Source organism: Desulfotruncus arcticus DSM 17038, from assembly GCF_900113335.1.
GTDB classification, from domain to species: Bacteria; Bacillota; Desulfotomaculia; order Desulfotomaculales; family Desulfallaceae; genus Desulfotruncus; species Desulfotruncus arcticus.
The window spans coordinates 114,855-136,492 of the sequence record NZ_FOOX01000010.1; the positions used below are offsets into that span (position 1 = coordinate 114,855).

The 21,638-nt window shown below is 46.4% G+C and carries 14 protein-coding genes and 2 pseudogenes; 3 read left to right on the top strand and 13 right to left on the bottom strand.

Annotation, left to right across the window (positions count from 1 at the left end; translation table 11 throughout):
• Positions 1-101: 101 nt before the first annotated feature.
• Together BM056_RS14025 and vanG are read right to left on the bottom strand one after the other, a co-directional pair.
• Positions 102-458, bottom strand: coding sequence for a D-alanyl-D-alanine carboxypeptidase family protein (locus tag BM056_RS14025; RefSeq protein ID WP_092472059.1), 357 nt, complete (start codon positions 456-458; stop codon positions 102-104).
• Positions 455-1,505, bottom strand: a pseudogene (vanG, locus tag BM056_RS14030) (D-alanine--D-serine ligase VanG). Before vanG ends, BM056_RS14025 begins: the two are co-directional and overlap by 4 nt.
• A 204-nt stretch (positions 1,506-1,709) precedes the next feature.
• On the opposite strand from vanG, the gene BM056_RS27660 reads away from it, so the two are divergent.
• Entirely contained in the window at positions 1,710-1,907 is a 198-nt protein-coding gene (locus tag BM056_RS27660; protein ID WP_207648195.1) for a type II toxin-antitoxin system RelE/ParE family toxin, read from the top strand.
• Positions 1,908-2,015: 108 nt separating this feature from the next.
• Here the strand turns inward: BM056_RS27660 and BM056_RS14040 are convergent, their stop codons facing one another.
• From BM056_RS14040 to BM056_RS14085, 10 genes and pseudogenes are all read right to left on the bottom strand, one after another.
• Positions 2,016-3,395 carry an ABC transporter substrate-binding protein gene (locus tag BM056_RS14040; protein WP_092472060.1) on the bottom strand — a complete coding sequence of 460 codons (1,380 nt, stop codon included), beginning with the start codon at positions 3,393-3,395 and terminating at the stop codon, positions 2,016-2,018.
• A gap of 32 nt (positions 3,396-3,427) precedes the next feature.
• Positions 3,428-4,552, bottom strand: a complete 1,125-nt coding sequence (locus tag BM056_RS14045; RefSeq protein ID WP_092472061.1) for an ABC transporter ATP-binding protein — start codon at positions 4,550-4,552, stop codon at positions 3,428-3,430.
• Positions 4,521-5,936 (bottom strand): ABC transporter permease, encoded by a 1,416-nt coding sequence (locus BM056_RS14050; protein ID WP_092472062.1) that lies wholly within the window; start codon positions 5,934-5,936, stop codon positions 4,521-4,523. Before BM056_RS14050 ends, BM056_RS14045 begins: the two co-directional genes overlap by 32 nt.
• Positions 5,933-7,099, bottom strand: a complete 1,167-nt coding sequence (locus BM056_RS14055; RefSeq protein ID WP_092472063.1) for an efflux RND transporter periplasmic adaptor subunit — start codon at positions 7,097-7,099, stop codon at positions 5,933-5,935. The genes BM056_RS14050 and BM056_RS14055 overlap by 4 nt, the downstream gene beginning before the upstream one ends.
• A 90-nt stretch (positions 7,100-7,189) precedes the next feature.
• Positions 7,190-8,087, bottom strand: a pseudogene (locus BM056_RS14060) (carbohydrate ABC transporter permease).
• A gap of 138 nt (positions 8,088-8,225) precedes the next feature.
• Complete coding sequence (locus tag BM056_RS14065) at positions 8,226-9,098, bottom strand: carbohydrate ABC transporter permease (protein ID WP_092472064.1); 873 nt, start codon at positions 9,096-9,098, stop codon at positions 8,226-8,228.
• A gap of 160 nt (positions 9,099-9,258) precedes the next feature.
• A complete protein-coding gene (locus BM056_RS14070; protein WP_092472065.1) occupies positions 9,259-10,284 on the bottom strand; it encodes a D-alanyl-D-alanine carboxypeptidase family protein in 1,026 nt (341 codons plus the stop codon).
• A gap of 93 nt (positions 10,285-10,377) precedes the next feature.
• Positions 10,378-11,523, bottom strand: coding sequence for a vancomycin resistance histidine kinase VanS (gene vanS / locus BM056_RS14075; RefSeq protein WP_435050967.1), 1,146 nt, complete (start codon positions 11,521-11,523; stop codon positions 10,378-10,380).
• On the bottom strand, positions 11,501-12,199 hold the full coding sequence (gene vanR / locus BM056_RS14080; RefSeq protein ID WP_092472067.1) for a VanR-ABDEGLN family response regulator transcription factor: 699 nt from the start codon (positions 12,197-12,199) through the stop codon (positions 11,501-11,503). The genes vanS and vanR overlap by 23 nt, the downstream gene beginning before the upstream one ends.
• Positions 12,200-12,804: 605 nt before the next feature.
• Positions 12,805-15,897 (bottom strand): cation-translocating P-type ATPase, encoded by a 3,093-nt coding sequence (locus BM056_RS14085; RefSeq protein ID WP_092472068.1) that lies wholly within the window; start codon positions 15,895-15,897, stop codon positions 12,805-12,807.
• Between the two features lie 182 nt (positions 15,898-16,079).
• On the opposite strand from BM056_RS14085, the gene BM056_RS14090 reads away from it, so the two are divergent.
• Positions 16,080-16,265: a hypothetical protein gene (locus BM056_RS14090; RefSeq protein ID WP_092472069.1), complete on the top strand. Its 186-nt coding sequence runs from the start codon at positions 16,080-16,082 to the stop codon at positions 16,263-16,265.
• Between the two features lie 51 nt (positions 16,266-16,316).
• Here the strand turns inward: BM056_RS14090 and BM056_RS14095 are convergent, their stop codons facing one another.
• The gene (locus tag BM056_RS14095; protein WP_165613529.1) at positions 16,317-16,721 is read right to left on the bottom strand and encodes a DUF5132 domain-containing protein; all 405 of its coding nucleotides are present in this window, start codon (positions 16,719-16,721) and stop codon (positions 16,317-16,319) included.
• 157 nt (positions 16,722-16,878) lie between these two features.
• On the opposite strand from BM056_RS14095, the gene BM056_RS14100 reads away from it, so the two are divergent.
• Positions 16,879-21,495: a cation-translocating P-type ATPase gene (locus tag BM056_RS14100; protein ID WP_165613530.1), complete on the top strand. Its 4,617-nt coding sequence runs from the start codon at positions 16,879-16,881 to the stop codon at positions 21,493-21,495.
• Positions 21,496-21,638: the final 143 nt, after the last annotated feature.

Consider the following 21,638-nt stretch of genomic DNA (forward strand, 5'->3'; position numbering starts at 1 on the left):
CTCCGAGATGATAACACATGGCGGGCAGCCCATGCTCGGTCCATATGTACCTCTTCCAAAACCCCTAAAATAATCAATGCCTGCATATTCCCTTTTTTCTTTCATACCGGATTCCCCCACAGTGTAACCACAAAGCCATCCACGTTGTTCCCGGATATCTGATAGAGAGTTTTTTCCGGTATTTCGACATGCACAAGCTTGTCCGATAAAACCGGAACATAACAAATTTCAAAACTCCGTTTGGCCAATTGAAATTGAAGGTGAATGCCGTTATAAGGGAATCTCTTTAAATAATCAGTATATTCTTCCAGCGTCAGCTGTGTTTCTCTCATCAATTCAGAATGGGGATACCCGACATAACGAAAGTGCCAGGGTTCCTGCGCGATATGTGTCAATTGCTCGCAACTTACCGGATAGCGTTCTATAAAACCATACCTTTGTAATGTCAGTGTTCTCATGAGTTTGTCGCCAGACTTATCGCTGCATCCACAATCTGCCCGAATGTCATTCCAATGCCTTTCAGCATATTGGGATAGCGACTATAAGAGGTAAAACCGGGAATTGTATTTACTTCGTTGAAGATGATTTCTTTTTCCGGCGTCAGAAAGAAATCGACCCTTGCGAATCCGGAGCAATCCAGCGCCCGGTAAATGACGGAAGCCGTCTTGTTTAATGCGCCCGGCCGTATCAGGATCAATGCGGGCAGGCATATGAATTTTAGAGGTTTTCAGGGTGTATTTCTCCGTGTAATCAAAGAACCCATGAGACAGCTCTATTTCGTCAACCTCACCGATGGTAAGTGAATCATTGCCAAGGACGGCGCAGCCAACCTCAAAACCATCGACGGCTTCCTCTATGATGACTTTATTGTCATGTTGAAAAGCAACGGTAACTGCATCGGATAACTCGTCCTTTTGGAAAACCTTTGTAATGCCAAAAGAGGAACCAGCGTTGGCCGGTTTAACAAAGAGAGGAAATGTTAGACGGCTGATCTGCTTCATCATTTCGTCTTCGATAAATCCGGACCGCAGCACGACGGATGGAGGTGTTTTGATACCGGCCAGGTTTGTTATTTTGTGAGCGATGTCCTTGTCCATGCACATTGCAGAACAAAGCGTACCACACCCTGCAAAAGGAATACCGGCTATCGTTAATAATCCCTGTAATGTTCCGTCCTCGCCGTTTTTTCCATGCAGAACAGGAAACGCCACATCAATTCTGGTTGCAATCACTTTATTACCACGAAATTCGAACAGTCCGTGAATATTCCGATCAGGTGAAATGATTGCTGGGACACAATCGTTGCTATCCATCCATGTGTCATTCTGAATTTTTTCAAGTGAGCCATAATATCTCAACCAAGCTCCCTGCCGAGTGATTCCAATCAATATGGTTTCATACTTATTTGGATTTAGGTTCGTTATTACAGAGTAGGCGGATTGGAGCGACACCTCATACTCTGTAGAGCATCCGCCGAATAAAACGGCAACTTTTTTTCTTGTCATAACAATCACTCCTCAGGAATGTTAAAAGCCTGTCCGATTCGACAATTTCATCTTATCGAAATCAGGCAGGCGATGTTGGAATTTCAACTTATCAAAATCTTAATAAATTCTTATGAAGAACTTATTCTTTTCCTAAGCTGTTTTACACTGCCAATGCATCAGTAACATTGTATTAAAAAGCAAATTCCTATCTAAAGAATAAATATGGCAATATCCAGGCTGGCTGACTTCCCCAATCTAGGCTCGGTACTCCCGGATGAAGAATATACCCTTGTTAATCGTGGATATCGATTTATAGTTGTTCAGACATACCTTGTTTTTTATAGAATAATTGACCATACCATTATTATACACCGAACTTACCCGGCCGCAGGGATTACCTGCGCGAGCTGTTTGAGCTAGAGAATTAGTTCCATAAATTGCTTTATTGCATTATAATTAAGAGCACCGAACCATTCGGTGCTCTTTCTATCACGTTGGTTTTTCAAGGTCTCTTCAAAACTTTTGCTATTATTCGTTTAAGTATGTGCTCACCCTGTCCTGAATCAATTGGGCTGTCGCCTCCGCTGTCTTCTGTCCTGTAAAGAAGGCCGCGGTTTCCTCCTGAACAATGGAAATAATCTTCTGGTCCGTTCCGATGTAGACGTTCGCTTTACTCATCAGGTTTTCCATATAATCCACATCCTCCTGCGTGGGGGGTTGCAGTGTTATAGATTGACCTGGAATGCCGTCGTCCTTTATAATCATTCTCCCACCCCTCTTTTGTATAGCCTGGGTGAAATTCTGGGCAATCTGGGGAAGCACACTCTTATTAATCGGCATTCCTCCCTGAGTCATCATATCATCAGAGACCAAAAATTTTAAAAATTCCCAGGCCAGTTCTTGATTGACTGATTTACTGCTGATCCCATACATGGAGTCCGTGGAAAAGAATACGTTTCCGGGGGGCTTTAAAAGCTGAACACCCTCGCTGAAAATCGCCTTGGCCACTTGCAGGTCCCAAAACCCTCTAAGAGAAGTGAAATTAAAAACAAGTTTACCCCGGGAGGCCATGTCCGTAATGTTGGTCTGGGCTGTATCCGTATTAACCAGTTTGTGGTCAATCAGATATTTACTCAGGTTCAGTAAATCAAGAAATTCTTGGCCGGTAAAATTGGCTGTTTTCTTCTCCGGATCGACCAGGCTGGCATAGTTTTCTTTAACCAGAGTCGCAATCAGTCTTTTTTCATCCATCCCGGCCAAGGCATACATCTCCTGGGTTCCCCCGTTTTGCTTGTCGTTAATGACCTTTTCCGCCGTCTTGACAAAATCGTTCCAATCCCAGCTGCTATCGTCGATTTGCACCTGGGAATCAGCCAGTAAGGTTCTATCGACGGCAATCATATCGATACCGATATTAACCGGCATCCCATATAGTTTATCTTTATATTCTAAAGCCTTGAAAATATTTTGGTAGTATTTGCCGCTGTCGAAGCTTTGATCCGACTGCATCAGCCCGCCCAAGTCAACTAAAAGATTCTTATCCGCATAGGTCTGATAGGGCAGGTTGTTTAATAAAATGATATCGCTGCCCTGCCCGGACATGAGCTGGGTATTCATAGCCGTGACATATTTTTCAATATCGCCGGGATCTGCCGCCCTGACACCTTCACCTTTTTCCGAAGTACTGGAGGTGTATTCTTTCACTTCCACACTAACGCCGGGATGAAGTTCCTCAAACTTTTTTACTGCCGTATCCAGGTACGTATCTTTGGTCACAACCGCAATGGTCAGGGAATTAGGATTACTATCTTCCCTGGCAGCCTGAGTATTGCCGCAGCCGGCGGTAAATACCCCCAGGCAGAGTACCAGAACCAGGATTAGGACAACTCCGCATTTGTTTTTTATCATCAAAACACCCCTTTTCTTTAAGTATTCAGAATTCAGGAGCCAGACTGACTACTGACGCTCACCTCACTTTCTTGATCGAAAAAATGGACCTTGGACATATTAAAACCCACCCTAACTTCCTGTCCGGTTTCGGTGCGCTGTTCCGGACTCACCCTGACAACCACCTCCCTGCCGGCTATCTTTACATAATGGTAAGTCTCAGCCCCTCTCAATTCGGTAAACTCCAGCCTCCCGCGCAAAGCACACTCGGGATGGCGGTCCAAAAGATCTCCGCTTCCGCAGAGATGCTCCGCTCTTATCCCCAGGACCACTTCTTTGCCCAGATACCCCTGCTCTTTTAACTTTTGCCCCCCGGCAGCGGGAACAGGCAGTTGGGCGTCGGCCAGTTTGGCAAAAATACAGCCGTTTTGCTCTATAATTAAAACTTCCAGAAAGTTCATCCCGGGGCTGCCGAGAAAACCGGCCACAAACATATTGACCGGGTGGTCATAGATGGATTGCGGGCTGTCAATTTGCTGGATCAGGCCATCCTTCATCACCACGATTCTGGTGCCCATGGTCATGGCTTCGGTTTGATCATGGGTTACATAAACAAAAGTTGTCTGCAGATTTTTATGGAGCTTGGCAATTTCTATTCTCATCTGGGCTCTCAACTGCGCATCCAGGTTGGACAGAGGCTCATCCATCAGGAAAACCTTGGGTTTCCTAACAATGGCCCGTCCCAGGGCCACCCTTTGCCTTTGCCCGCCGGAAAGTTCCCTGGGTTTGCGTTTCAGAAGATCTTCAAGTGCAAGAATCCTGGCCGCTTCCTGCACATTTTTCCTGATTTCAGCCTTGGGTATTTTTCTCAACTTAAGTCCAAAAGCCATATTGTCATGGACCGATAGATGGGGATAAAGAGCATAATTTTGAAAAACCATGGCGATATCCCGGTCCTTGGCAGCCACGTCATTAACCAGCCGGTCATCAATATATAATTCACCGGATGAAATTTCCTCCAGCCCGGCAATCATCCTTAAAACGGTTGTTTTGCCACAGCCGGAGGGACCTACCAGGATTAAGAATTCTTGATCCTTTATTTCCAGAGAGAAATCCCTGACTGCCGTAACCCTGCCGGGGTAGGTCTTAGATAGATTTTTCAGATATAAACTCGCCATCCGCTGTCCTCCTCTCAATAAAAGTAACCACGGTTAAAAATATAGAGCTGAATACCAGCAACACCTCCCCGGTCTCTATGACGGGAGGCATTTTTATTATCAACAGCAAGGTGGTGCCCAGACTTAAGGCGGCCAGCATGAAAACGCTGCAAAACACTTCAACTTTGAGTAGTTTTTCCTTCAACAGCTTGATCTGATAAAGCCCCAGCAAGAACAGCGGCCAACCAAGAAAGATGTTTAAAAACAAGTTCCAGTTCTGGATGGTATTAAGGATATTCAACTGAACTTCTCCTGGCGGCGCTACATATCCGGCGCTTTGCAGCCAGGCTTGAATCTCGTTTTTAAAGCGGTCGGCCCAAAATGAAACATCAATAAGTTCATCGGGTATGTTTTCCGGCGGAATATATAAGGTAAATCTGATTAATTTCCATAGCAAAAGCATCACTGCAACAAGCGCTAATATTTCCGCCATACCAAGCATAAGCCTGACGGCATCCCCCTTAATCATCTCTGACCAATATTTATCCCGGAGTCTCAGGCGGCAGAAATGATAAATACCCCTTATTTTTCGCCTGAGCAAGCCGAAAAGTATCACAATTGCCACCGTCCCCGCCACGAAATTGCGCAGCAGGTTCTCTTGTTCCATCAGGAGACCCGCCACGTTATAATCGATGATTTTGTAGTTGGCGGGGTCCTGCCCGATTGACGCCAGGGCCGTTTCCAAAACAGCGGCGTTGAGGCCTGTGGTGCCGGCATCCTTTGTTTCCACTTCCAATGAGGTTATTCGGGAATCCGCTTCCAGTTCCAACAGTATTTTCGCCGGTATGTACACTGTGCAGTATCCCCTGTCCGTCAAAGTTCCGATCAGGGAACGGTCAGCCCCGGCCACCCCGGTTATTTTAAATTCCCGGCCATACAGTTCTATTTTCCGGCCCACCACATTGCAGTTCTGAAAAAGAGCCTGAGCCAGATCTTCATCGATTACGGCGACCTGCTGGTTTTCCTGTTCGAAAGTTAAAAAATAGCCTGATCGTAGGTTTATTTGATGGAATTGATCGTACCTGTCATTCACCCCCAGCACCTGAGCTTGACTCTGGTTCTTTTGATAGGCGGCAGAAGTTGAAGCCTCCATGGCGTAAGCCAGATCATAGTCCCGGAGGTTGTATTGGGTAAGCTGCCTCATATCTTTCAGGGAAAAAGAGCCTTCTTCCGGCTGATTGGAGTTGCTCAGCCAGGTGGCGGTAATTTTGTTGGCTTTGTGCAGGCCGCCAAGACCCGCCAATTTAGCGGGCAGGGATGACCCCAGGACGGTGCTCCAGGTTAAAACCAATATGCCCAGGGCCAGAATAAGATAGGCCGGATAGGCTGATTGGGCCGGTTTCAATTTGCCGCCTCCTTCAGAACTCTATCCCCGTCCTCCACCGGTTTATTGCTTTGCATCACCACTTCGCCCATCACCATATCTGTGAGAGCAGACTTTTCATTATCGCTGTCTTCCACATTTACTTCCACCTTTTGCAAATAGTTCTCCGTACCTAAAGGTCCTTTTCTTGATTCCAGAACGAAGATATAGGAGCCGCTGCTGTCGTCATAAACCGCGCTGTTGGGTACAAGGGTGGCGTAAGGCTTTGTTTTTTTGCTTAAATAAATTTCTCCCTTTTCACCGCCTGTCAGCCCTTCCAGAGACACGTCGATCCACAAATCCTTCTCATCCCCGTTATGCTGGCTGTTTTCCACGATCTTGTCAATTTTTCCCTCGGTTTTTTTATCCCCCAGGGAGAGAATATTAACACTCACCGTATCTCCGGATTTGACGTAATCAACCAAATCATTGTCAATTGGCACTATCAGCCGGAACCCCTGCCGTAGATCAGCCAATTTAAACAGGGGCAGGGAGTTATTGGTCATAGACCCTTCGGCGAAATTCAGTTCTGTGATCATGCCGTCCACGGGCGCTGTATACACGCCGTTGTTTGCCAACTGTTGGGCCAGGGTATCCACCTTTCTGGCCTGTATTTCCAGATTAAGCTGCATGTCCTCACAGTTTCTTTTCGCGTCCGCCAGGTTCTTTTCGGCATTTTGCAGGTTTACCGCCGTTTCGGCTTCATTATCAAACAGGTACTTCAGGTTATCGTAATCCCTTTGTTTTTGCGCCTGCTCTTCCCTGGCCCCAGCCAGGGATAGCTGCAGCTGCCGGTAGCGGGCCTGTTCATCCTGATAATTCGACTTCAGTTCGTTCACGTCCAGGATGATGATGGGCTGGCCTTTGCCAACCCTGTCCCCCTGCTCCACCATGACCTCCTTTACCCGCAAATTGGTATCAGCGTATTCCTCCCGGGTTGATTTGACCTCGACCGTCCCTTCACCGAATATTTCTTTGATTAAAGCCCCGTTCGTCGGCCGGGCCGTTTGGACCCTGGGCAAAGTAAAGTTATTGATGGTATTGGAGAAGAAAGTTAACCCGATCATCGCCATTAGGAACAGCAGGCTCAACTTTCCGGTCAACTTTTTTCTTTGCGCATCACCTGCAATTGCTTCATTCCCCAATTTTCTGTCTCCCTTCCTGACCTAGTGCAGCGACACAATAGCCCTTGTAGAGTAAGTGTGCAAGAATTTATATAACAAGTCACCAGTTGCTCAGCCTTTAATTCCAGAAAGCCGGATCCCTTCCAGCAAGTATTTTTTTTTCGGCGTAAAGGAAGTTCAGCAGCACCGGCGTCATATATAAAGTGGACGCGGCAAAGGCCAATCCTTTTTCACCGTCGATGATTCTGGAAAGATAGAGTGAAAGAGGCTGTTTGGCCGCATCCTGTAAAAAAATCAACGGCTGTTCGACCATGTTCCAGTTATCGATAAAAACAAGTATGGCCATGGCTGCTATGCCGGCCCTGGACATGGGGACGATGATTTTGAGGAAAATCTGGAGCTGGTTGGCTCCGTCCACCCGGGCTGCTTCAATATAGGAGTCCGGTATTTGCTCCATATACTGTTTTAAAAGAAATACGCCAAAGGTGCTGAAGATGCCGGGAAAGATAATGGACCAGTGGCTATTAAGCAGGCCCAGCTGGCCGGCCATTAAATAATTGGGCACAAGAGTTACCTGGAATGGCATCAGCATCACAATGATATACAAAAAAAACAAGAAATTCCTGCCTCTAAACTTCAGCTTGGCAAAGGCATAGGCAGCCAGGGTTGCAACAATCGTTTGCCCGATGACGATAGGGAAGGTAATCAGCACGGAATTCCAGAACATGAAAAGAAACTGGGTCTTTTTGATGAGTACGTTATAATACTGCTTCAGCACCACCACGTCGGGTATAAGCTGGAACCGGGCGAAGTGACTCGCGGTGTCATCGTTATAGCTGCTTAAATTTTTGTCCGTCACCGGGTCATAATTATCGGCAATTTCCTGTTCACTCATAAATGAATTGGTGACGGTTACAGCCAGGGGAAACATAAATATGACAGCCAGTACCAGTAAAACTGTTATATGGAGTATTTTTGTTATTTGACGGTTTTGATTCAACACGTTCATTCCTCTCGCCGGTTCTCGGGTTGCTACTATGTAGCATTCAGGAGTCAGGAGTCAGGAGTCAGAATTCAGTAGGATGTCTTGCATAATTTAAGATCTTTACACGCTGAAAATTATTCTGACTCCTGACTCCTCGGATTCTCAGTTAATCATGTTGGTGATCTTTCTCTCCACGATAAAAAGCAGTAAAACGACGGCCACGATAAAGGCAGCCATAATGAAGGCCGCGGAAGTCAGTTTTTGGTAATCCAGAGCCGTGAACATATTGTTCATGTAGTGCTGCAGCATATAGATGCTGTTATGGGGATATTCTCCGGAGATAAGATACGTCTCCCGGAAAACTTTAAATGAATTGATAATCGAGATAACAAAAACAAAAAAAGTCGTGGGGGTCAAATAAACCAGGGTTATTCGGAAAAACTCCTGCCGGCGGCCAGCCCCGTCGATCCTGGCCGCTTCGTAGTATTCAGCCGGTATATTTTGTAATCCGGCCAGAAACAGGATTACGCTGTAACCAATGTTTTTCCATAGATAAATCACCAGCACTACAATTCTGGACCAATTGGTTTTCATCCAGTCCACGGGCGGGTAACCCAGGGCATGGATCAGGAAATTTAAAACGCCGTTCAAATCAAAGAAAGCCTGCCAGACCAAAACTACCGAAGCTACGGGTACCACCAAAGGAGTTATCATGATGGTGCGAAACAGGTTCCGGCCCTGTATTTTTTGGTTCAATAACAAGGCCACTCCCAGGGAGAGAATCATATTGAGAGGTACACAAATAAAAGTAAACTTGGCCGTATTAGCCAGAGCTGATAAAAAGCTCGGGTTTTTTAGCAAAGCGCTGTAATTATGTAATCCGACAAAAGTACCGTTAATGGGACTGTCCACCAGGGAATAGTAAAAGCCGGTGACAAACGGGAGCAAATAAAAAAGAGAAAAACCCAGCAGGCTGGGCCCGAGGAAAAGCCAGGCCAGGCAGCCGTTATTTGTTTTTAATTTTCCATTATTCATCTTTACCACCCTAATCATAATGGGCCAAGCAACATGTCCGCGCCTTGTTTCGGCAATATAAAAGCCTGTCCGATTCGGCAATTTCATCTTACCGAAATCAGGCAGGCAATGTTGGAATTTTAACTTATCAAAATCTTAATAAATTCTTATGAAGAACTTATTATTTTCTTATGCTGTTGTATACAGCTAATGCATCGGTAATATTATACTGTTCCGAATGGTGATCTCCTTTTGCACCAGCTGAAATCAGAATATATTCTTGTTTACCCACTTTGGCGAGACTCGCGAGACATAGACCGGCCTCATCGGTATATCCAGTTTTTCCCCCTAAAATTTCCCCATCAATAATGTTTTTAGTGTTGAGGTCTTCAAACATGGTACTGTAAAAGGTTATCCCGCCAGGGTGCTTATTAGTAGGTGGTGTGGAATAACGGGATGAAGTAAAAATATCCCGGAAAGTATCATTTTGCAGAGCATAGCTTAGAAGAATAGCCAGATCTTTGACTGTTGTGTAGTGGTTTACATTGTGAAGTCCGGTCGCATTTTCAAAATGGGTATTTTCCATGCCAAAATCTGCCGCCTTTTGATTCATTAATTTTACAAAATTCTGCTCTGATCCCGCAATCTGATCAGCAAGTCCAATACAGCACTCAGCGCCGCTCGGCAGCATTACTCCGTATAACAGATCGATTGCCCTGACCTGCTCACCCGGTTGGAATCCGGCCATTGATGCATCTGCTTCGTACAGTCCCTGAAACGTAGAATTGGTAAGTTTGATTTCTTCCTTCAGGTCAGGTAATTCTTCTATCGCCACAATGGCTGTCATCATTTTAGTCAAAGAAGCAGGATAGACTTTTTCTTCGCTGTTTTTTTGCATCAGGATGTTATGATCTTTTAAACGGATCAGAATCGCATTAGGACTGTTCAGATTGTCGAAAGATATAGAAACAGAGTGATCGGGTTCTATCTTTGACGGAGGAACCGGTGTTGTTCTATCGTCAGAAGAATCGGGTGTTATCTTTAAAGAAGAATATGACGTGGTTTTATCGTCATATTCTTCTTTAAAGATGTGCTGGTATCCTGGAATAATGATGGATTTATAAACAAAAGCAGCAATTCCAACCATCAACAGAAGTGCTACAAATATGCGTATTCCTAACTTTTTCTTTTTTACTTTTCGTACCATAATAAAACAACTCCTTATTCTGTGATGATATTATTTAATCGCAGAACAAGAAGCTATGTTGGAATTCCATCTTATGAACTTCTTAAGATTTTCTTATAACGGAAGCTTTACTGTAAATGTAGTATTTTCCGGGTTGCTTTCCACAGAGATTGTGCCATCGTGAGCCTTGACAATTTCTTGTGCGATTGCCAAACCCAGTCCTGCTCCACCCGTGCTTGTGGAACGTGCAGTATCTAATCGGTAAAATTTTTCAAAAATACTATCAAGCTTTGCCTGCGGGATTGGATTTCCCTGATTAGTAAAAGTTATAATAATATTTTTGTCCTGCTGTTTAGCAGAAATGTCAATGACGCTGTTTTCATAGCTATAGGCTATCGCATTTTTCAGAATGTTATTGAACACACGGGCCAGTTTATCGGCATCTCCCCACAGTGTTAAGCCGTCAGGCACATTGACGGACACCTGCTTTTCCTGTGGAGTCAGCATTGGATAGAATTCATCTGCCATCTGCTGGAGCATGAACAGTAAATTGATTTTTTCTTTATTCAAAACAATAGTTTGAAGATTAAATCTTGTGATCTCAAAAAACTCATTTATAAGCTGCTCTAACCGATAAGCTTTTTCCAAGGTAATACCGACATATTTTGCCTTCTGTTCAGGAGGCATATCAGGAGCTTCATCCAGAAGACTTAAGTATCCTATAACAGAGGTCAGAGGTGTCTTTATATCATGAGCCAAGTAAACTACCAAATCATTTTTGCGCTGCTCGGCATCAAGTGCGGCTTTCTTTTGTTTTTCCAAGTTGTTTTTTATCTGATTAAGCTTATTTTCCATAAAATCCAATTCCGGTGATAATGTAATTTCATTATCGGATTCCTCAGCAAGTTTATCCATTCCAGCACTGACTTCATCGAAATATTTAGTAAACCAGGAAATCGAAAATTTAAGCAAAATAACTAAGAATATGAGAATCACCATAAGTGTAACAACGTCAATATTATTAAAAAATGCAAGCCGATACATTATCAAAGCATCTCTGTCACGCATATGAAACGTATTTTTTAAAAATTGTACAATACTATCTCCAACACTGAAGTTTTTTTGAATGAAAAAACGCAGGAAGTAAACAATTGCAGCCGTGGCAAAAACAATAAGGAGCATTCGAAAAAATACTTTACTTTTTAATTTTATATAATCATTACTTCTTTTATCCCTCTTATTTTTCAATTTTATAGCCAACTCCCCATACCGTTTTGATATATTTAGGGTGCTCTGCGCTGTCGTTCATTTTTTCTCTTAGATGTCGGATATGAACCATTACCGTATTATTGCTATTAGTGAAATACTTATCTCCCCATACCTCATGGAACAATTCTTCCGAACTGACCACTCGTCCGCGATTGGAACAAAGGACCCAAAGAATAGAAAATTCTGTAGGAGTGAGAGATAGCCTTTTTTCATTCAGCGTACATTCATGGGTCTTCATGTCCAATACCAAGCCGGAAAAGGCAATCAAGTGTTCCTCCTGGTTTGGCTCCGCAGAATTATATTTGGTAAATCTCCGGAGCTGCGCCTTGACACGGGCAACAAGCTCCAAAGGCCGAAACGGTTTTGTTATGTAATCATCCGCACCTAGTGTCAATCCGGTAATTTTATCAATTTCTTCTTCTTTAGCAGTCAGCATGATAACAGGGAAATTATGATTTTCCCTAATTTTCTGGCAGAGAGTAAAGCCATCAATATCCGGCAGCATGACATCAAGTATCGCAAGCTCTAACTGTTCCGACTCAACACACCGGAACGCATCTTGACCGTTATAAAATTTGTATATTGTAAAACCTTCATTTTTTAAATAAACTTCAATTAGATCCGCTATGGACTGCTCATCGTCTACAACCAAAATATTGATACTCATAAGTTCTATCCCTTCTTCCTGATTAAACACTCATTATTATAGTACTGCAAAACAAAAATTTATATCATAATAATTTTCTTATGAAAACCTTAAGGTTTTATTAATATAGGCTTTAATCTATTTCCCATAGTAATATAAAGGACTGCCATATGAAATGCAATTCTTTCATAGACAGCCCAAGTATATTTTTACAATTTATAACTTGAAAAAGATGTGGGAATCAGCCGGCTTCGAAATTGTGCAGCCGTTTTTTATGCACCTACGCCTTTATCCGACTGCCGTGCAGGGCAGGAAGTTAAGATTCTAAAATTCAATCCCTGAGGCCCGTCAGTTTGCGTTGAAACCTTCGTGGGAGGGTATCCTGGAAGACTTGCTGCAATAACCGGGAAATCACGGAGATACATGTTGTCTGCCGTAAGGCATCCCCCATTGGTGCTTGAAAGCAAACTGCCTCAAACCGGCGTTGGTTTGAGGCAGTTTTGTTTGGCAATATAAAAATCATATAATAAGGGCCAGACCTAAAAGGCGAGAACTAGCAACTGCGATAACTCCAACAAGGAAAATTTTTAGTAAAAAGTTCATTTATTTATTAAACTCCTTTCTTTTCAGACTCTACTTACCGAGCCTGAAGTCAGGGCTAAAATTACCCAATCTTTTATATTCAATGGAACTGTTGTGAACAGCGGCTGCAGCACCGGAACATATATCGCCGCAAACAGCAGGCCGGAGGAAAGCGCCGCTGCCGGCAATAGATAACGATTTGAATTAAGCTTCCCAGGGACTTGCTTTATTGAGGTGCGGCTGTCAAACACGTTAAATACCTGGCTCAGCACCAGATTGGCAAAGGCCAGGGTCCTGGCTTTTGATAGACCGGCTCCGGTCAGTAAGCTTGCACCAAATACCCCAAAAGTGCTTATCCCCGTAAACAGCCCCCGGCGCAAAATCTGCCGTGATAACTCCTGCGAAAGCAGCTTTTCTTCCGGCTTTCCGGGCGGCCGGTCCATGCAGCCCGGCTCCGGGGGGTCAGCCACCAAAGCCATGGCCGGGAACCCTTCACTGGCCAGGTTAACCCAGAGGATTTGCGCAGGCACCAGAGGGGTGGGGAATCCGCTTACCGCCGCCAGAAAAATTGCCAGTACTTCACCAATATTACCGGATAAAATATAGCGTAATGATTTACGAATATTATCACCAACCGTGCGTCCCTCCCGGACAGCCGCTTCAATGGTGGTGAAGTTATCATCAGCGAGGGTAATCCCTGCTGCCTCTCTGGTAACATCGGTACCCGATTTACCCATGGCTAAACCAATATCCGCTTCTTTAACTGCCGGAGCGTCATTTACCCCGTCGCCGGTCATGGCTACGATGTTTCCCCGGGACTTAAAAGCCCTGACAATGCGCAGTTTCTGCGCCGGTGTTGTTTCGGAGCAAACCTGAATTTGGTCCGTCAGCACAGCCAAATCGGCATCGGACATACCATCAATATCATTACCGGAAACCAAAATTCCCTCAGGCTCAAGAATGTTCAGTTCCCCGGCAATAGCCCGGGCGGTGTTTTGCTGGTCCCCGGTAATCATTACTACTTTAATACCCGCCCGGCGGCATTTATCAACGGCTTCTTTTACTCCCGGACGAGGTGGGTCCAGCATACCTGTCAACCCGGCAAAAATCATATCTTTTTCCAGGTCAGCTAAATTTTCATTTCCAATTACACTGTCCCGCTGGGGACTTTGATTATTAATATTTTGGTCATGTGCCAAAGGTTTATAAGCCAGGGCCAGCACCCGCAGGGCCTTTCCGGACATTTCATTATTTACAGACAGGATTTGGTTCCTGATGCGTATAGCCAGGGGAACTACCCGACCGTTGATAATAACCCGGGTACAACAGGCCAGCACATTATCCGGTGCCCCTTTGGTAAAAATATGCGTTTCTTGCTCAGGGGCCTGGCATATTACCGTCATCAACTTTCTAGCGGAGTCAAAGGCAATCTCCCGGGATCTGCAGTAGCGGTTTTGCAGGTCCCGCCGCCAAAGACCGGCTTTGGCAGCAGCGCTCAACAGGGCCACCTCAGTGGGGTCACCGCTGACTGTCCATTGACCGGAGTTTTGCGTGGTAAGCTGCGCGTTATTGCACAATGCGCCGATGGTAAGCAGGCGGTGCAGCGCTTCCTTGTCCCGGGAACCGGGCGATCTCCCCCGGGGTATAAAATCGCCTTCCGGTACATAACCTTCACCGGTAACTTCCCAGCTTATTCCGTTAGTGTAGATCGCTTTTACCGTCATTTCATTTTTAGTTAAAGTGCCGGTTTTATCGGTACATACCACTGTGGCACTGCCAAGCGTTTCCACCGCCGGCAGCTTTCTGACCACCGCCTTTTTCTTGACCATCCTTTGTACACCAAACGCCAGAGCCAGAGTTACAACTGCCGGCAAACCTTCCGGTATGGCCCCTACCGCCAAACTTACACCGGTGCGCAGCATCTCCCAAAGCGGCCTGCCCCGGATTATTCCAACGGCGGCAATGAAACTTACCACTGCCAGGGCTCCTTTGGTTACTTTCTTTCCAAGGTCCTCCAGTTGCTTTTGCAGCAGCGTTGGTTCCGGTTCCACCTGTTGGAGCATAGAAGCGATCCGCCCCATTTCAGTTTCCATACCGGTTGCCACTACCACGGCTTTGGCCCGCCCGCCGGTCACAGAAGTGCCCATGAATACCATATTGTTCTTGTCCGCTGCCGACGGCCGGAGATGACGGTACGGAGAAGCAGTCTTGGATACGGGTACTGATTCACCGGTAAGGGAAGATTCCTCCACCATCAGGTTAACCGATTCCAGGACCCTGGCGTCCGCAGGTACTTTGTTTCCGGTTTCCAGCAGGATAATATCTCCGGGCACCAAATCCCGGGTAAGTACCCTGGTTTTAAATCCTTCCCGGACTGCCCAGGCATGGGGTGCATTTAATTCTTTCAGGGCGGCCAGGGACTTTTCCGCCCGATAGCCCTGTATGGCTCCCAGTATGGCTTGTACACCAACGATAGTTGTTATGGCAGCCGCATCGGCAAATTCACCCAACAGAAGGGAAACACCTGCAGCTCCCAGCAAAAGCCTGGTCATAAAATCTTTAAAGGGTTCCAGGAGTAAGCTGAACAGGGATGGGGGCGATTGCGCAATAAATTCATTGGCTCCGTAAAGCCGTCTATTATGCTGTACAGCCTGCCCCGATAATCCGTGATCGGCGTTGCTGTTCAGAAAGGCCACGGCTTCCCTGGCGTTCATAACATGCCAGGGCAAATCTTTCTCAGTTTTATTACCAGCAGGGTAAGTTTGTGCCGCCGGGGCGGATAAAGTGGCCGCCGCCTGCGCGTAGCCATCGTTTGCAAAGCTTGGCTGCGAGAGCTTGTCTCGTAACAGCCTGTTTACCGCCGGCAAGTTTTTGTCTAGATATTGACTGGCGGAAATTATTTCCCGGACCAGGGTCCGCCAATGCAGTGCTATGGGGTCAAAGTAAACCAGTGCCCGCCCGGTAGATGGGTTGGCCCGGGCACTTTTTACCCCTGGTAAAGCAGCCAGGCAGTCGTTTAAATGCCGGGCCAGCAGATTGTTTCGCTTCAAGTTGGGGACCACTAAGCGTAACCGGCCCGGAATCAGGTGAAACTCTTTGCCTGCTCTAATTTGGGGATTGGAACTGTTTAACAGCAAGTCCTTAACCCCCTTTCATTTTAAAAAATATGCAGGTATTATATGCACCGTTTTTGACTGTTTATACAAAATCCATTAACCAAGTTTATAAACCATTTTTTACTTGTATCAATTTCTAAGATCCTTTAGAAAATAAGTCTGGATAGACGTATGGATAGAAATAAGTTTGGAGGTGCATTGCTTTGCAACGGGAAAAAACTGATCTGGGAAAAGCCGCTCGTACTTTGGGGGGAGCGGCAATTGCTTTGCTGGCCAATAATGTCGGTGTTAAAGCTTTCGGGGCCGCCTTGGCTGCGTCGGAATTATGGGGCGATGCCAAGAAAACCAGACGGACAAAATATAAATCTCAAAGGAAATATCGTCATTAGCATAAAAAGCATAAAAAAGTGCCCCATTTAAAGGGCACTTTTTTATGCCAATCAGCTTTTTTGCTCCACCGGAGTGTTTTTTAGCGCCACCTTTAACTGGTTAAGTTCTTGCCTCGTTTCATCCATAAAATTGGTAAACTCTTTTTTGATAGCGTTAATACTTTCTAAAATTTGGTGTTCGGTATCCCGGGCCAAAGGAATTACCTCTGCGTTCCCTTGCTGCATAGGTTCAAGGCTGGCCTTAGCTTCAGCCACCATGTCCTGCCAGTCTTCATTGATTTTTTCCCCGGTTTCTTTTAGCTGATTGCTAATGGATAAAATACCTTTAGTTGCACCTACCGCCAAGCCACGCAGCCCGCTTTTTATTGCGGGGGAACCGGCTCCCAAAACAACACCTGCGGCCAGTAAGCCCACCGGGGAGATCTCCATTAGTGGTTCCCAACTTAGCCAACGCAAACTTGTTCACCTCCTTATTTTAAGACTAAAAAATATTTATTTATTATGGCCGGAGGGCGATGTAACATACTACAAAATTTTTTCCTTAGCATTCTTTGTAATATTTAACCTTAATAAAGACCAAAATAATTTTTATATTCATCTTCGGAGGATTGTCATGCAAGCTCAAATGGTACATTATTTGCCCGGTCGTATGAGAATCAGAATACCGGATATCAAAAAAAATCAAAAGCTGTTAAACGCATTAACATCAAGCCTGCAGCACATGCCCGGGATAAACCTGATTAAAGGGAGTACCACAACCGGCAGGGTATTAATTTTTTTTGACGCACTCGCCTACCCCCGGCCCCAATACATATTGAGCCACATAAATAAGTTCAACACCAAAGATGATCATGTTCCAGAGTACTCTACCGTACCTTGCCCGGACAATCCCCGGCTGCACAAGCTTGTAATCGGGCACGAAGAACTGCCCCCGGCCAAGCAGTTGCTCCATGTCATACTTAGCGGGAGCGTTCTGATGGGGCTTGTTGCCAAAAAGGCCGTTACCGGCCCTTCAGCAGTATCCCAATCGCCCGGTTTGTTTTACCTGGCCGCAGGCACGGCGGCCGTATCCGGATACCCGATACTCAAAAGCGGTTTGCAAAACCTGGTATTCCGGGGCAGGGTTAATTATGACCTGATATTATCTACCGTAAGTATTATCACCATGTTGCTCAGGGAAAGCATACCCGGTTTGGCCGTAGTCTGGTTGGCCAACCTGATCGCCTTTTTACAGCGGCTTACAGTTGATATTGCCGAAAACGCCGCCCAAGAGTACTTGCAGCGATACGGTAACATTAAGCAGCCGCCTAAAACCGAACGATTACAGCAGGAGGAGCCCACCGGTCCGTTAGAACAGCAGGCTCAAGATTATGTGAAAAAAATGGCTCCGGTATCCCTGGGGCTGTCCGCCGCCGGGGCTTTAATGGCCCGTGATTATAGCAGAGGCCTGGCCATGCTGCTGGCCGGTTCCCCCGCCCCCGCAAAAATTTGTGTGCCATCGGCATTTGCGCGCGGTATGACTATTGCAGCACGCAAAGGGATAATGGTACGCAACTGGCAGTGCCTGGAAAACCTTTCTTTTGTGGACACTGTAGTATTCAACAGCCCTAAATTATTTATTGATCATTATGCGCTTACTTCGGCGCTGCCTTTAAGGGGACAAGCTGAGGAGCAAATATTAAATGTTGCCCGGGCGCTGTTAATGAAACATGGCCATAGCGGTTTTGATACCCTGATTACAACTGACATTAAATCAGGCTATTCGGGCAAAGTGAACGGAACGCCGGCCCTGCTCGGTACCCGTGATTATTTCGCCAATAAAGGTGTAAGTACATATTACGGACGCTACAAAGCCCAAAGGCTGGAGCATTTACACCAGCTGCCCCTTTTTATTGCTTTGAAAGGTAAGCTTATCGGTGTAGTGGGTGTAAAACCGATCATTGCGCCTGAAACGCGCAGAGCAGTGCTGCGCCTGCGGGCAAACGGAGTAAAAAACCTGCTCCTTGGTACAAGCGACAACGAAGCTGAAAATATTGCGATTAACCGCGAGCTTGGCCTAACCCTTCTGCCTGCCGTGGCAGAAATTCATCAGGATCTGCGGCATCCGGAGCAAAAAATTGCCCTGGTGGGGAATGGTTTAATTGCTCATCCCTACGTGGACAAAGCCGATGTAAGCATTGCCATTTGCCAAAATTGCTGTCCTGAATACCTGGGGCGGGCCGATATCATCATCAGCAGCAGCAACAGCCTGGATAAGATAGCAGAGGTTCTAAAAATTTCCCATATGGCGGCTGAAAAGGCCAAACGCAGCCTGGCCTTGACCAGCGGGCTTAATGGCCTCGGGCTGCTGCTGGGGCTGTCTGGTTTGCTGTCTCCTTTCGGCTCAACGGCATTTAACAATTTTATAAGTATTGCAGTGGCCTTGCACTCGATGCGGTCCATTAAAAGGATACGCTCAAAAAGCCCTTACACCTTGTCTGCGGCAAATAATGCTTTAATTAATCAGGCGGGGGAACTTGCAGCAACAGCGGAAGCAGAACTGCATAGACCACCTGCGGCTGCAGCCTGGTGGTCAAGATTAAACGACGGTGAATTTATAACCTTATTAAACACCCATAAGCTCTACGGTTTAGACCCGGCTGATGCTGCGTTAAGATTGGCCCGCACCGGTCCGAATAAAATAGCGGCGGCACCGCCTCCAAGCCTGCTAAGCCGGGTACTTGGCCAATTTAAAGATTTTCTGGTAGAGGTATTGCTTGGCTCCAGCCTGGTGTGCATCGTGCTGGGCGAAAAAAGTGATGCATTGGCTATTATAGCCATTGTCATCATTAACGCCTTGCTGGGTGCTCTGCAGGAACATAAAGCTGAAGGGGCATTAGCGGCTCTGAAGGGAATGCAAGCGCCCCGGGCCAGGGTGCTCAGGGGCGGGGTGGTGCAAGAGCTGCCTGCGGTGGATCTTGTACCCGGAGATATACTCCTGTTGGAACAGGGGGATGGAATTCCTGCCGATATCCGATTTATAGAAACAGCGGCACTGGAAGTGGAAGAATCTGCATTAACGGGCGAATCTTATCCTGTGCCAAAAACAACTTTACAAGCTAAAAACTGTATAACCCTGCTTGATTGTCATAACATGGGTTTCATGGGTACTATCGTTTCCGCAGGCAAAGGCAAAGCTGTGGTGGTGGCCACAGGTATGAACACTGAATTGGGTAAGATTGCCCAATTGTTAAAGGAAAGCGATGAAAAGCAAACACCCCTGCACGATAAGATGGCCGGCTTAGGCAAGATAGTGCTTAAAGCCTCACTCGCCCTAAGCGGCTTAATGGTTGCCTTTGGTTTACTGCGTGGAGGCTCGCCGGTACAAATGATCATGACAGGCATCAGCCTGGCCGTGGCGGCAATCCCTGAAGGTCTGCCCGCCATTGTCACCATCGCCCTGGCATCAGGGGTTAGGCGCATGGCCTCAGCCAATGCGGTGGTTAAAAAATTACCTGCCGTTGAAACACTGGGCAGAACTACTGTTATTTGCACTGATAAAACAGGAACTCTGACCCGGAACAGGCAGGTGGTAAAAGCTGTTTTCATGTCCGATGACCTGTGGTGGAAATTTACCGGCCACGGCTGCGACCCTGGAGACGGCAATGTGATACCGCCGGAGCACAGCAGCTCTGATGAAAAAGAAAACTTGCTGTTCACTCTGAGCGCTGCCGCACTCTGCAGCAATGCCGTGTTGCAGCAAAAAGACAACCAGTGGCTTGTGCAGGGCGACCCTACGGAAGGAGCCATCCTAACTGCGGCCGGCAAGGCAGGCATTGACTTAAAAGAACTGAGGGAAAATTTTTGCCGGGAAAAGGAAATACCCTTTGACTCCAACAATTTTAAAATGACGGTAATATGCCGTGACAGCTCCGGCAAAAAATTTGTCTTTGTCAAAGGCGCTCCCGATGTAATACTAAATCTTTGCACTAAAACCAGGTCAGGTTTAGCCGACAGGGAGCTAAATCTCTTTGACCGCAGGGCCATCATAAACGCCAACGACAGGCTTACCCGCAAGGCCATGCGTGTGCTGGCCGTAGCTTACAAAATATTGCCCGATGAACATACCGACCCTTGGCAGCCTAAAGACTATCAGGGTTTAACGTTTCTGGGGCTGCTTGGCATGTTTGACCCGCCGCGCCGGGAAGTGGCCGGGGCTATACAAAAATGCCGTCAAGCAGGTATACACGTTGCTATGATTACCGGTGACCACAAAAATACAGCCCTGGCTATTGGTAAAGAATTAGATATCGTCGAAAATGAACATCAAATTCTTACCGGCCATGAACTGGAAGACATGGATGATACCGAGCTGGCAAAGATAATTGATAAGGTATGTATTTTTGCCCGGGTACTCCCCCAACACAAACGCCGCATTATCAGGGCCTACAAGAGCAGGGGAGAAATAGTGGCCATGATCGGAGACGGTGTCAATGATGCGCCTGCTGTGAAAGAAGCCGACGTCGGCGTGGCAATGGGTAGGTCAGGAGCTGATGTGACAAAAGAATCTGCCGAGTTGGTCATCACCGACGATAATTTTTCCACCGTAGTAACGGCTGTGGAACAGGGTCGGGGGATCTACCGAAATATCCGCAACTCGGTGCGCTACCTGCTAGCAACGAATGTCGGTGAAGTTATATTGATGTGCGCATCAGTGGCCGCAGGTATGCCGTTGCCTCTGCTCCCCATACAATTATTATGGCTTAATCTGTTGGGTGACGGACTGCCGGCGGTCGCCCTGGGGGTGGACACTTTTTCCGCGGGTTTAATGCAAAAACCGCCTATAAAAGATTCCCGGCCTTTCTTGGACCGTGCATTCCGCAACAAGATCATTAGCCGGGGGTTGTCCATGGGATTTACCGGGTTGGGAGTGTTCTGGTGGGGATTCAGACACTATGACCTTGGTACGGCCCGGACTTTAACTTTGTCGGCTGTTACCCTTGGCCAGATGTTACACGCTCTGGACTGCCGCAAGTCAGCTGGTATCAATAATCGGCCCAACCGTTTTTTAAAGGGCGCCGTATTATCATCCACCGGGCTGCTCCTGTCTGCTATCTACCTACCTTTAGGTCAAAGAATATTCAAAACCTGCCCGCTGGGCCTTAACCTGTGGACCCCGGTGCTGTTGGGAGCCGGTTTGAGCCAGGGCCTGGGCAAAGCTATTAGTGGTTTTGCAAAAAACGCGCGCTAAATCAGTTCCCTTAGCGCGCGCGTTTTAATACTTTATTCCTTAGCTTTGGCCATAAATATGGCCAAATATAATTTCCTAAAGTGCAAAAAACGAAAAATAAAGCCCTCGATCTACCCGAGGGCTTTTGGGTGGCCATTTTATTC